Origin of the sequence: Halorubrum sp. Ea8, from assembly GCF_002252925.1 — an archaeon.
Classification (GTDB): Archaea; Halobacteriota; Halobacteria; order Halobacteriales; family Haloferacaceae; genus Halorubrum.
In genome coordinates this window covers 17571-30732 of record NZ_NHPF01000144.1, presented here as the reverse complement: position 1 = coordinate 30732, position 13162 = coordinate 17571, and the positions used below count along the sequence as shown (strand labels likewise).

Below are 13162 nucleotides of genomic sequence, written 5' to 3'. Positions count from 1 at the left end.
TCATCGGATTCAACAAAGCACATTGAACCGAATGGGATAACGACGTTCAACGTCGACGGAACGAACTCCTAACCTCTTTTTTCACAATCACTAGGAGACTTAGTTGATCATCTCGAGATGAGTTTCGACGGTTTCGCCCGGGGGCTCGAGATACCGAAGCGTGGATTCGATCTTCTTGTGTCGCATCTGCTGACGAACTTCTTCGATGGAGTCCGCCGTGGTTGCGAGGTAGGTCGCGAGTGAGTGCCGCAAGGAGTACCACGAGATGTCGCGGTCTTCGTAATCAATTCCCGCTTCGTCCATCACGTTTCGCAGATTACGACCCAAGGGGCCCGAACTGTATGGGTTCCCTTCGCGAGTGAGCCAGAGCAGATCCGATTTGTCGTATTTCGGTAGCGCTGCGCGCTGTCGGATCCACTTTTCCAATACCTTCTTGGTCCGCTCGGTAAACTGCACCTCCCAGGTTTTGTCGCTTTTTGCCGCATCTTCCTTCGGAATGTGGAGTGTCCCGTCGGAAAGGTGGATCCAGTCGACCTCGATACGTGCTACTTCCACAGGGCGGAGCCCAGCGTCGAGTCCCATCATGATGATACTGGGCCACTTGTAACAGCGATTGACCGTTTTCCAATCTTTCTTCGTTACCTCCGATTTTTTTCTTCCGAGACGCTGTGCGAGCTCGGCCTTGATCCGGTCGCGTTCCTGCGGGGTACAGTTGTTGTACCGCTTCACCGTCTTGTAAGTCAGTGCGGCTTCACTGATCTGTCGGCGCTCATCCAGCTTGATCGGATCAGCGACGTGACTTCCCGAGTCCGGATCGAATAATGTGAACGGCTCCCATGGATCGCCGTTCCGCATATCGTACCGGAACCGATAGTAGTTCAGCAAGCAGCAAGCTTGCTTGCGTTTCGACGAATCGGCATACGGCAAGCCATCTTCTTTGGTAATCTCGTCGTCCCGGAGCTGAGCAATGTACCAGTCGCCCATCTCGTTGGAAAACTGTAGCGTGTATCTTCCGTTCTGCTCCCAGATCTTGGGAGCAATTCTGGAAAACCTCTGCAGGTAATTGGTCGCAGTGGTTTCTTCTTGTCCTCTCGGATCTCTTTCGTCGATCTTGTTGCCTTTCGTCAGCAACCACTGATACCAGTCGTGCATCTCCGAGACGAAGTCCTCTTCCTGCAGTGGATTGAGCACGACGAGTGTTTTGTCTCGTACAATCGCAGCTATGTCGATCTCGTCTTCGGACTGGTCCTGAAGGCTTAGATCATCGTCCCACACGCCACTCGTCGGTCCTTGATCAACGGGGAGGGGGTCGTCAGATTTCTGTTCATTCATCGATGTCCAGCCATTCGGGTAATATGGGTATATGTAAAACCGACAGTAGAGATCTCAACAGACCGAAAGCGCCTATTTTGAAGATCGCATGAAGGCGAAAGCCCTGCTCTAATATTTGTATTTAAATCGTCTGGATATCTTCCGTGGAAGAATTAGTTGATGACAATTAAACGAATTCTCTCCACACCTTATCATTTAAACATAATATCGACTGAGACAACCGGTTAATGAGAGCTGCTCATTGACCACTGACTTTGTTGAAATCCTTTGAGCCCGACAAGAAGCTAGTGCTGGTGAGATTGGTACGCTAATCAAAGCTGGAAAGCTCAATTCTACCGATCTTGAGAATTTCAAGCAAGCTGATGATGAATTTCCCAGCGTTTACGCTGGAGGAAAAGTCGATCGGAAGCAAGACAAAAATCCAGATACATAGCTCAAGGCTGCGACCTACTACTTTCCATGTCTGCGGTGTTCTGACTTCTTCAAAAATTGACCGGTCTGTGCCGGAAAGCAACTGGTCACAAGAGGGAATAATTGCGTACAGAACAGCTATTTATTAAGAACCAGCTACAAATTTTCGTGTTAGATTCGCAAGAATCGAATCAAGTTCGTTTATAACTACCCGTTACCGGATAAGCTCCACATTTTTACGCCCGGCAATAGGAATAGATGTATAAAGATGCCAATCCGCCAACATCGACCCTTTGTCGACAAGTTTGCCGAAGAATTCCAAAGATCACTTTTAAGCTCACCAGTGCCGCTGACCGACGTGATTTCATGGAATAAAATTGAATCAGCTGTCGAAAGCAAGGCCGATGTCTTACCCATTATGGAAGACGAGAGCTCTCCTCAGGAGTTTATACTACAGGAATTTGTTCGACATGAGCAGGCTGAGAACCGATGTAATATTCTGTTTGATCTTCTTTATTTCCGGAATAGCAGGCTTCAGTCAAAAGATGTCACTTGGGATCTCACTAAGACTAGAATTTCCAACCTAGAATCTGAAAGTAGTGAACAGTTTGCAAGAGATCTTACGGAAGTCGGTGCACACCGGCTATTCCGATCTAGAGAGAAGCTAAGTGGCCATCTAGAGCAGTTTGAGTTATTCAATAATCAACAACACCGTAACAACCAACAAAATCCCCAATATTTTGAAAGATTAATTGCTGAGAGTCTACAGGATATCTCTGCTGACCTATCATCAACGGCTAACCTCGCCGCTGAGGAAAGTGTTATTACAAACTCCAATACAGAGGAGAATATTTTTGATTACGTGTTATATGATGACAGTGAACCACAGATTGTCTTTGAGGTGAAGTACATCGATAGCTTCTCGCAGAAAATTCACGAGCTGATCCAATCATTTGATCGACTCTCAACAAAGCTACGGAATGCGGGGATCGAATTTGTCTGGATCGTTGATGGGGAGGGCTGGAAAGAGTCACCAGAAAGTATTGAGAAGGCCTACAAGCGCATAATTGATGTCTACAACAGCGAACAGGTAACAACTTCACTTGAAGCAGACATCCGTAATTTCCTTGAGAATGGCCCGGCCGTGAGCGAGGATGAAGTCAAGTTGGATCAGGACACAAATCTAGAAGACTTCAACTAAGGGGATCATTGTGACGACAAGCGATCACAACATCAATATCAGTGATCATACAAATTGGATAGTCACCGGGGCCATAATAGCTATCATTACAAGCCTTGTCTTCCACCAGACGCGTCTCGAGATCGGGACCTCGTTGGAGACTACTCGGACGCTATTGAATTCGTTAGCGATTTCTCAGTCAAGTGCTGTGGCAATCGTCGCATCAGTCACACTGTTGAATGTCCAACTAGTCGCTGATAGATACTCAACAGAGCTGGTCAGATCGTCACTACGGTCATCTTCATTCAAAAAGATCCTTTCTACATTCATTGCCTCTATCGCGTTTGATCTTATTTTGGTGTACAATATTGAGCACTACAGTACAGGCTGGTTTACTATTGCAGTGGTGAGTGTATCGGCATGGGCAGCTATCAATGCGTTTGTTCTATACCAATTTATTTTCAATAGTGTTGGTGTCCTCACACCAAGTAGTCTAATTACGACAATCACAAGGTACGAACCAGTAGAACTTGCAAACCGGACAAGCCCTGTTAGTGATATATCTAATGAATTAGATCCAAAAGAAAGCGGCGGTCAGGAGAAACCGCTTTATCAATTATATGTTATTATTTCAAGCTCTATCGGGACAGTTGACTATAATGTAGTAAAAAAAGGACTACGCGAACTCCATACGCTACTTGAACAAGCTATTACGGGGTTAGAGCAGTCTAAAGGTGAAAAAGTCTGCCAGAACGCATTTCAATTGTATTATCCAAGAATCATCAGCCAGTGTATTGAAAACGACGAGATTGATCAGGCTGAGAAGGCAGTGGAAGATCTCACCGATTTGCTTAAAACACTTGAAACAGATACTGAAGACTGGTATGACGCCCATTTTACAGGCATCCAAGCGTTATTCCGGATTCGCGATGAGAATAAAAATAATACGCTTATCGACGACGAGACAATCCTATCACGGTTAAAACATTTCACTGGTTCATATTGGACAGCTAGCCGACTGGAGTATGTTCTCTCTCATGCCGAAACCGAATTGGTTCAGGAGGGGAGACAAGACTTTTTTGAAAATCTAATTTCGTCAACCCATGCAGGTGTGATCAACAGTAAACAGACAAAGGATGATAAAATGGCTACAGACCCAGTGGAACTCTGGGAGCAAGAGACCGGAAAAGTTCTGACGAACGTAGTTCGCACATTTCGAGCAGCTGACCCACAGGAATCACGACAATTTCTCGAACTCTGGCCTCAGCTTTATGGGCGGAGTATGAGTGACTTGGGGTCCCACAGAGAATGGTTGGTAACCATAATTTTTGAGTTGACAATTTTTCATGTAGCCCATCACACTGACGAATATACGGAAGGAAAGAATACCATACTAGATACTTTGCGAGCAGCACAGCCGGAGATTACACGCCAGAAAATCGAAACACTTCAGAAAGTTTCAGAACAACAGGTGCAGCGGCGTAATGGAGTCGCGATTCTCAGCATCACTAACAACAAGGGCCAAATTGAAACAGCATATCAGCATAGGAGTTTGGCCGAAAACATGGTTTCTGAGGCAATTGACATGTATCGACAGGGGAGCTGGAATACAGACAAAGCGGTTGAGTTTATTCGCAACCAGCCAAGTGTTATCGGTGATCAAGTAGACTGCTGTCGCTTTATGAGTTCACCCGCCAATGCAGAGTATACATTGATTTCGGATCCGGAGACAGCCGATGGACAAATCATCAAGCTCGTTATTTCCGAGGAGATCAATAGTGATTTAGTTGAGTCGTTGTCGTTTGACGGAGTTTCACGCTACATTTGTATCGGCCCCGTTGTGACTGGCGATTTTACTGCACCGCAACTTGAGATCATTAGACGAAGCTTGCCAGAGTTACGCCCACTTGCCCAAACCTCACTATACGATTATTATAATTGGGCCTAGCAGATTTTCTTAAATTGATCTGGGTTTGGAATCCGCGCAGCTGTACAGTTGATCTGTCCTTCAAATGAATGTAAGCGTAAATTTGTTCCATCAACATGAAACAGAACCCATGCTTCGCAAAACTCTCCACACTGGGTACAGTGTCCGGTCGGCGCGTAAGTGTAGGTATGGACTGATCCTTCACCAGTGTGTTCGCCTCCCCATCCACGGACTATCACTACTTCTCCACAAGATGAACAAGCGACAGCAGAAATTACTTCATCAACATTGATATTGTTATGACTTTGGACTGTTGTTCTTCCACGAACAGAGATATATTCCCGTGTTGTCGAACGATCTAAAACTACGCCACGTGTCCCCTGATGAGGTGACTGGACAATATCAGCAAAATCTGAGAGCTCCGCATTTTTGCCCATCGCTTTGATCTGTCTATTCCGTTGATAGCTATTCTGTTAAAGGTATGGTGAGCATGGTGAGGAAAGGCAGTAAGTATCCAATGGAGATCTGGCACGATCAACATATAAAAAGGGGGTGGAGCGGTCCCTACGGCAGTATCAGAACATGGAGAACATCGCCCCCGACCAACCCTTCGTCGATCACTCCGTCTGGGGTGTCAGAGCAGCCATTGATCGCACGGCCCAGGCTGCCGCGGAGGAGACGGAAAATTCGGACTACCACCACGTGAGTTCTCACGACCCTACGCCGGCGATTCGCCCAGCGGTTACTTGTGGAGGAAAACATGAATCCCCAAGTGGTGATGAAGGTCGGCGGTTGGGACTCCTTTCAGGCTATCGAGCCGTATCTCAACGCCCCTACCCCAAACGTCGTTGACGACGCCTTCGAATCTGCCGGGCTTCATGGGTAACGCCCTAGAAAAATTGGTCGGGACTCCCGAGGAACCTCCCGGCAAAAACTAGGGATCGCTTGAATCCCCAGAGACGGGAAGAGAGGAGGCACACGTAATACTCAAATTCGACGGTTTTGATGGAACTGAAATGTCGAAATCGGTCACTCCGCTTGTTAACTGTCCCCTTCTTCGGCAGGGGATTGCACAACGTCTCCGAGGGACCGCACCAGCTGGACCCCGTTCTCGTAGTCGGTGGTGACTCGATACCCGTCCTCGTCCTGTGTAACGACCCCTATGCTCGGGTGTGCGAGGAGCTGGAGGGCGGACCGAACCTCTTTGATGGTCGGGACATCGTCGGAGTCCTCCATGCCTACCACGATCCACCGGACGTCTTCCGCCGTTTCCACAGCCCCATCGGCGCGTTCGAGGGCCCGGATGACTGCGAGGAGGGTCTCTCCGGCGTCAACGCGGTCCTGAATGGATTCGTCGAGGAGATCAAGCCTGTCGTCTTGGAAGGCCCCGGAGCGGGTCAGGAGAGCTAGGGTCTCCTCCGGGGGAACAGCGTATCGGTCCCGGCGGTCGAGGAGCTCCACGAGGTCGTCGACGGCGAGGGTGGTCAGGTCGGTCGTCTCGGCGTTGTCGATGACCTTCGGGGCGAATCCCGGGGCAACCACGATAGCATGGTCGGCACCTCGTTGGCGGCGGTGCTTGTCTACATTAGTGACCTCTAGGGAATTGACCCGCCCATTACCCCGAGCTTTCACTTCGACAACGACGTGTTCTGGGGATCGGATCTCCACGTCGGTATCACCCCCTCCCTCGATCCAGTCGGCGGTACACCCCAGTTTGGAGAAGGCCTTCGCAACGAGTTTCTCAAATTCCTCGTGGGCAGTTCCGTCCGTGCTGGCTGCTCGAAGTTGGTCGGCAAGATCGGGGGTTGGTCCATCATCTTCGTCGTCTTCGTCTTCTTCGTCGTCGACAGGGTGGACACGCTCGCCAGAATCGGTCAGGTCGGCGATGGCGGTCTCGACCGACTCCTCCCCGGCGAGTTGGTCGAGCCGCTTGTCGGCGACCCGAGTGAAACCTTGGGGTCGGTAGGTTTCGTCGTAGCCGACTAGCGTGTTAAACTCCTCGATGTCGACATCGACCTCCTCGACATCTGTCAAGAAGGTCATGTACTCCCAGGGACTCTCGTCGTCCCATCGGCCGTGGTCGACATTCTTTTTCCAGAGGTACTCCGCAAGGTTAGGGTCGTGCCGCAGTTGAAGGACTTGACCCCTCGCGACGAACTTTCCATCATGGTAGACGAGGACGATGTCATTACGCTCAACGTTCCGCCACGTACCAGCTACCGAGGTACCCCAAACGTGGACAAGATCGTCGTCAGATGTAGTCCGGAACAGTTCGAGGTCGTCCTCATCGAGATAGGACTCGATGTCGTCAATAGGATGCCCGTCTCGAACGAACCGCTTGTAGTCCTCGAAAGCGTCGTCGCGACCAGCGGGGAGAATCACAATTCCGGTCATTCATTAAGAGCTACTTTCCGAGACGGATTAATAGCTAGGAACATCCGTCTCTGGACTACGATGAGAGATGGATGGAGTAGTCGTTTTGTGAAAGCATCTCTGAGACGAGGTCGGCGACGGGTACAAGATCAATAAGAGCTGTAGCAAGCGCTGAGTAGTATTCTTCTTCATCCCCGGGCTGATACTTATACATTACAGACAATAGCTTCTTTTTGCTACTAGAGGGGTCAATCTCCACCTTTAGCTGTGAATTACTGTATTCCGATGATTCGACTACGCGAGGTAATGCCTCGAGCAGATCCTCTCGGAAAGCATGATATTGAGGCCCAGAATTCTTGCTCATCGTACCCCGATCCCGTTCCTCAAGTTCAAGAAGAAGTTTGAGGCGACCAGTCTTGAAATGCTCAACACGTGGTTTGTGTTCAAAATGGATGTCAAGACGGCATTCGCCTTCTTTCGCTGAAATCCAGTCCGGAAGACGCAGCTGTCCGTAACTATTTCCTACTGCTCCGCACTTCCAGTTGTGGTCTGTGGCGTTGTTTTCTTGGAGCTCTTTCTGGAGACCATCTGTCCATTCATTCCGAAGGACGTCTTTCACAAACGGTTCAATCGCGTCATCAACTGACTCGATTGCTTCTCTATACTCGAAGTACAGGTCTTTCTTGTGTCGAGTTTCTTTGTCAAGTTCAGTCATCGTTAGCTCTGATTGGATTGTGTTTCTAAAGTCAGTCAGTTGTGCAAGTGTAGGGGTCGGAACGCGATTCGACTGCGCAGAGATAACCGAGTCAAATACTGGTATCAAATCAGTCCAGTTGATATCGACAAATGCCTCAGATTTACTCATAGGGCTCTGCTCGGGGCTGATATAGAGATATACCGCTTGGTCATACTTCTTAGTAGAAGGTGGAACAATATCGGTATCAGCCGCGTAGCGTTCTGTTTGTGAGGATTCGCCACCACCTTCAGTAGAATCAATTTTTAATTCGAGACAGAGAAACCACTCCCCTTTGTCATAAACAACGATATCTGGTCTATTACCGTTCTCCGTGGAAACTTCTTGTTCAACGGTAACCGTACTGAGTAGGTATGGATCAGTTGGCGGCCCACTATCTGAAATGCATCCCAACGTACGAAGCTGTTCAATAAATTCGCTCAGGAAATCTGTTTCAAGTCCGTGAGATTGTGAGGGATCTAATAAGTACCTAAGATACGCTTGCCAAGCTCCCTCCTCACGTGTGAGGCTAAACACTTCAAACGAAGTCTTGGGCGGGACTTCCTGCTCTGAGATCTGTTCGACCTCAGATTGGAGAGACTCGAGTTGCTGTTCAATCGTCACGTAGGCATACGCACATCCGGTTGCAATAAAGTACAGTATTTGACAGATGCTTGCAACTAGTATTCTCCAAATTAGTCGAAGAAAAGTCTATACGGCTGCCCGTATTCGACCGTGTCATACGTGATGACCCGCAAACAAGTCGGGCGAAACGCCGGGAACTCGGGACGGATCAACGTCTCCGGTTCCGAACTCGACAAACTCGGTCTCGAGATCGGTGACGCGGTCGACGTCGAAGTCGCCGACGCGACGGCCGTTGCGCATGCCCTCATCGACAGCAAGGAATCGGACGAATATCTCATCGTAACTCCTGCCTAACGGATGCAAAGTTCACTCACCTACCGCACGAACCGTGACCTGTTCTCTAACTACTACCTCGACGAGCATCTCCCCGAGACGGAGGAGTGGGCCGAGGTCGACGACGACGAACTAGAAGCCGCGTACGACGAGATTGTCGATCTCTACGACCGGGAGAAGAGCACGGCCCCGAAGCGGAACGAGTCCCAGCTGGAGGAGAAGTTCATCCGGCCGATGTTCCGGAAGCTGGGGATTCCCTTCGAGGTCGAAGAGAGCACAAGTCGAACGCAGCGCCGACCGGACTACGGCTTCTTCGAGACCGAGAACGCCGCGCGTGACGCCTTCGAGCGCCGCGAAGGGGGAGGCAACTTCTACGAAAACGCGGTCGCTGTCGCCGACGCCAAGCGCTGGGGACGGCCGCTCGACACACGTGGAAGCGGTGAGCACAAGCGAGATTTCGAGAACCCGAGCTACCAGATCCACGTCTACCTCCAAGAGACACCTGCCCGGTGGGCGGTGCTGACGGACGGGAAGAAGTGGCGGCTCTACTACGGCCCGACGAGCCATCGTCTCGACTCCTACTACGAGGTCGATCTTCCAACCGTCCTCGAGAAGGGCGATCTTGAGGATTTCAAGTATTTCTACCTCTTCTTCCGTCACGGTGCGTTTCTAGAAGACGCTGGAGGCGACTGCTTCCTCGACGACGTCTACGACGAGTCCAACGTCTTCGCACAGGACCTCGGAGAGGACCTCCAAGACAACATCTATGAGGCGATCAAGATCCTCTCGGAGGGGTATCTCCAATACCCTGACAACGACCTCGACGAGGATGACCTAGACCTCGTCCACGACTCCTCGTTGATCTACCTCTACCGGCTCATCTTCGTCCTGTACGCGGAAGCTGAGGGGCGGGACCTGCTGGACACGGACAACGAGATCTACGAGCAGTCCTACAGCCTGAACTCCCTCAAGCAGGAGGTCGCCGCGGAGCTCGATAGCGGTGATCCGAAGTATCGCGACTGGCAGGACGACCTGAGCTCACGGCTCGACGAGTTATTCGAGCTGATCGACCAAGGAAGCAAGTCGCGCGGGATTCCTAAGGAAGACCTGCACATCCCGGCATACAACGGCGGCCTATTTCGGACTGACCCGGATGAGGACGACGACCCCGAAGCCCGGTTCCTCGCGGAGCATACGGTGGGCGACGCCTACCTTGCCCGTGTCATCGAGTTGCTCACGCGGAGCAAGCAGGGGAACGGTGGCGGGAAGATCTTCGTCGACTACTCGTCGCTCGATGTACGTCACCTCGGCAGTATATATGAAGGGCTCTTGGAGTACCAGCTACACGTTGCTGACGAACCGCTTACAATCGATGACGGCGAGTATGTCGAGGCAAACGAAGGTGACGGAGTATTTATTGAGACGGGCGAGGTGTACCTCACGACGGGCAGTGGTGAGCGCAAAGCAACTGGGTCATATTACACTCCCGAGTACGTTGTCGAATATATCGTCGACGAAACGCTTGGCCCTCTTGTAGATGATATCCGAGAGGATCTAGTCGGACAGACCACCTACCGAAAGGGCGACGACGAGGCGGGAACGTTCGCGGAGGAATTCGCAGAGCGAATATTCGAATTGAAAATTCTCGATCCGGCGATGGGAAGCGGACACTTCCTCACGAGCGCGGTCGACTACCTTGCACGCGAGATCATCGACGCCCAAGAACGACAAGCAGCCCAACAAGGGATTGAGACCGTCGAGGAGGATCACGATATCAACTGGGCGCGCAGAAAGGTCGCCCAGCGATGCATCTACGGGGTTGACCTGAATCCGCTCGCAACCGAACTCGCGAAGGTATCTCTGTGGCTGCGGACACTCGCGGCCGAGCAGCCTCTCGCATTCCTCGATCACCACCTAAAGACGGGGAATTCGTTGGTCGGCAGCGACATCAAGGACGTGCTCACTAACGGTGACAATTCCGAGACAGGTGACGGGCAGTTAACCTTGCAGCAGTCGTTTGCCCATACACGTCAGCGTGCCTTAGAACACGTGATGAACCGGTTCCAAGATCTACTCTCTATTGACAACGAGACGCTGGAAGATGCCAAAGAAATGGAAGATGTTTACGATGAGGTTCGCGACGACCCTCTCTACCGACATCTGCTGGCGATGGCAAACGTCCACACCGCGGCACAGTTCGGGCTAGACATTCCAAGCGATGCCGATAAGCGGATGGCGGAGGCGCTGCGGAGCAATTCGTGGACGGATATTGAGGGTCAGGACTGGTTCGTGGACGCACAAACGATGGCCTCTGAGGAGCGCTTCTTCCACTGGGAATTGGAGTTCCCAGTCGCCTTCTACGATGCAGACGGGGATCGGAGAGAGGATGCTGGGTTTGACGCAGTAATTGGAAATCCCCCATATATCAGCGTCACAAATCTTGATCCGAAGTTGCGTCAATATCTCACAGATACAGAAGAATATCGAACCGCTACCGGCCGATACGATGCCTATATCGTATTCTTCGAAAAGAGCATAGAATTATCACGTCCGGGGGGCCTTACGTCTATGATTATACCAATTAAATGGGCAATCTACGGGAATGGAAGGGTTCTACGTGACATGCTATTAGAAGAAGTAAGCTTAGAATCGCTAATTAATATCTCACAAGCGGAGGTCTTCGATGGACCAACGACATATCCTTGCATACCTGTTGTGGCGAATAAAACACCTGCTCCGGATCAAGAGGTTTCGGTGATCAATATTCCACCGGATAATCCAGAATATATCTCCCAAGGACTAGAATCGCTCCTTTCAACAGAATTGGCAGTTCGGATTCCATTAGAACGATTCAAACTCGCCCCACGAAAGGTATTCTGTCCATTTTTGAATGATCGAAATTGGCGGATCCACTCCAAACTTCACGAAAACTCCACCGAGGTTGGTGATAAGTACCGTTTGGAACAAGCAATCAGAATGGGTAGCGCCTCAGCACGTGAGAAACTATTTACTAATTCTCCTCCTGAAAATGAACGAGGTAACTACCATCCAGTTGTTGACGGTGAGCATATTGAGCGGTTTACTGTCAACTGGGATGGGAGATATCTCAAGTACGATCCCGATGAATTGTATAATGCAAAAAGCAAGGAGCTCCTAGATCAGCCGAAGATTCTGCTGAAACGTATCGCTGAACGACTCACAGCAGCTTACGACGGTGGTGTTGATGGCGACTACTATTACCCCCTAAATACCGTATATACGCTTACTAAAGAGCAGGGAACTATTGAAGATCAAGAGACGCATCCACTATTTGAAACAGGATTGTTGAATTCAACATTACTCGATTGGGAATATAAGCTATTGTTCGCAGCTATTGGTATCCGTGGAGGGTATATTGAATTCCGAGAGTATATTGACCATCTGCCTCTCAAGAATGTCTCATTTACTTCCACAGAAGACGAAAGATCTGAATTAGTAGATGAATATTGGAAAACGGTAATTGATCGGATCGAATCAGCAAATTTCGATGCTGCTGCTACCGCAGAGAGTGTATTTGAATCTGAATCTCCCGAAGAGATATCTCACGATCTGATTGTGAAAGCGGTTGATAAAATAGCTGAACGAAGACAGGAGGCAAATCAAATAAACGTAGATTTGACCGATTATATCAACGATTATGAACAAACAACCTCCGTCTCAGATATTCCGGGATATCAACCAGCACCCGATAGGGGAACAACTGTTCTTTCAAAGACGACGGAATCTCTTGAGGGCTTAAGAGTAGGTAGTGCATCTGTACAGAAAAAACAGGGAAAAACAGTCGTTCAACTCACAGCACGATACAAGCCCGATGATGAAGAGGACTATGAGACGGATCAGTGGGGGTACACAGAAACAGAACCGATTACGGTTGCAGAATATATCGGTCTTACAAAGAAACAGGAAGCGCTTGTATCTGAGTTTATCCCCTATGCTGTCGAAGAGGCCGGTGGGTTTGCTGGGTTCCGAAGTAACGCGACTAAGACAAATTCACTAATTGCTCGGTTTGAACAAATGGAAATTCCTGCGCTTGAGGATGTAGAGGACTCCTTGGATCTATTCATTTCGAACAAACAGCGGTACGACCGCCTAGTCCAAGGTTCCGATTCACTTGATTCATACGTCGACCACCTAGTTTTCAGGTTGTACGATCTAAATGAAGATGAGATAGAACTTGTTATGAGAGGAGGTGTATCTGGATAGCTAGTTGCTTAGTTGCTATCTGTTTAGCATAGTAACGACTAACATG

The 13162-nt window shown here is 49.7% G+C and carries 8 protein-coding genes and 1 pseudogene; 5 read left to right on the top strand and 4 right to left on the bottom strand.

What is annotated here, in order from left to right; genetic code table 11:
* Positions 1-99: 99 nt before the first annotated feature.
* On the bottom strand, positions 100-1332 hold the full coding sequence (locus DJ74_RS16725) for a site-specific integrase (RefSeq protein WP_094527988.1): 1233 nt from the start codon (positions 1330-1332) through the stop codon (positions 100-102).
* 679 nt (positions 1333-2011) lie between these two features.
* Between DJ74_RS16725 and DJ74_RS16720 the strand changes: the two genes are divergently transcribed.
* Both DJ74_RS16720 and DJ74_RS16715 read left to right on the top strand, forming a co-directional pair.
* Positions 2012-2944, top strand: a complete 933-nt coding sequence (locus tag DJ74_RS16720) for a DpnII family type II restriction endonuclease (protein ID WP_094527987.1) — start codon at positions 2012-2014, stop codon at positions 2942-2944.
* 10 nt (positions 2945-2954) lie between these two features.
* Complete coding sequence (locus tag DJ74_RS16715) at positions 2955-4871, top strand: DUF2254 family protein (RefSeq protein ID WP_176451371.1); 1917 nt, start codon at positions 2955-2957, stop codon at positions 4869-4871.
* On the opposite strand, the gene DJ74_RS18900 is transcribed toward DJ74_RS16715, so the two are convergent.
* Entirely contained in the window at positions 4868-5287 is a 420-nt protein-coding gene (locus DJ74_RS18900; RefSeq protein ID WP_141212745.1) for a hypothetical protein, read from the bottom strand. The genes DJ74_RS16715 and DJ74_RS18900 overlap by 4 nt on opposite strands.
* A gap of 169 nt (positions 5288-5456) precedes the next feature.
* Between DJ74_RS18900 and DJ74_RS20075 the strand changes: the two are divergent.
* Positions 5457-5736, top strand: a pseudogene (locus tag DJ74_RS20075) (tyrosine-type recombinase/integrase); the annotation flags it as partial.
* Between the two features lie 155 nt (positions 5737-5891).
* Here DJ74_RS20075 and DJ74_RS16710 read toward each other — a convergent pair.
* Positions 5892-7244, bottom strand: a complete 1353-nt coding sequence (locus tag DJ74_RS16710) for a restriction endonuclease (protein WP_094527985.1) — start codon at positions 7242-7244, stop codon at positions 5892-5894.
* A gap of 55 nt (positions 7245-7299) precedes the next feature.
* A complete protein-coding gene (locus DJ74_RS16705; RefSeq protein ID WP_176451370.1) occupies positions 7300-8580 on the bottom strand; it encodes a PD-(D/E)XK nuclease family protein in 1281 nt (426 codons plus the stop codon).
* A 123-nt stretch (positions 8581-8703) separates the two neighbouring features.
* Here DJ74_RS16705 and DJ74_RS16700 point away from each other — a divergent pair, with 123 nt between their 5' ends.
* Positions 8704-8895 (top strand): hypothetical protein, encoded by a 192-nt coding sequence (locus tag DJ74_RS16700; protein WP_094527983.1) that lies wholly within the window; start codon positions 8704-8706, stop codon positions 8893-8895.
* Between the two features lie 3 nt (positions 8896-8898).
* Positions 8899-13116: an Eco57I restriction-modification methylase domain-containing protein gene (locus DJ74_RS16695; RefSeq protein ID WP_094527982.1), complete on the top strand. Its 4218-nt coding sequence runs from the start codon at positions 8899-8901 to the stop codon at positions 13114-13116.
* Positions 13117-13162 lie beyond the last annotated feature (46 nt).

Excerpts from the sequence above, each read along its gene's own strand:
- DJ74_RS16725 (WP_094527988.1), bottom strand. The coding sequence starts at position 1,332 with ATGAATGAACAGAAATCTGACGACCCCCTCCCCGTTGATCAAGGACCG.
- DJ74_RS16720 (WP_094527987.1), top strand. The coding sequence starts at position 2,012 with ATGCCAATCCGCCAACATCGACCCTTTGTCGACAAGTTTGCCGAAGAA.
- DJ74_RS18900 (WP_141212745.1), bottom strand. The coding sequence starts at position 5,287 with ATGGGCAAAAATGCGGAGCTCTCAGATTTTGCTGATATTGTCCAGTCA.
- DJ74_RS16710 (WP_094527985.1), bottom strand. The coding sequence starts at position 7,244 with ATGACCGGAATTGTGATTCTCCCCGCTGGTCGCGACGACGCTTTCGAG.
- DJ74_RS16700 (WP_094527983.1), top strand. The coding sequence starts at position 8,704 with ATGACCCGCAAACAAGTCGGGCGAAACGCCGGGAACTCGGGACGGATC.
- DJ74_RS16695 (WP_094527982.1), top strand. The coding sequence starts at position 8,899 with ATGCAAAGTTCACTCACCTACCGCACGAACCGTGACCTGTTCTCTAAC.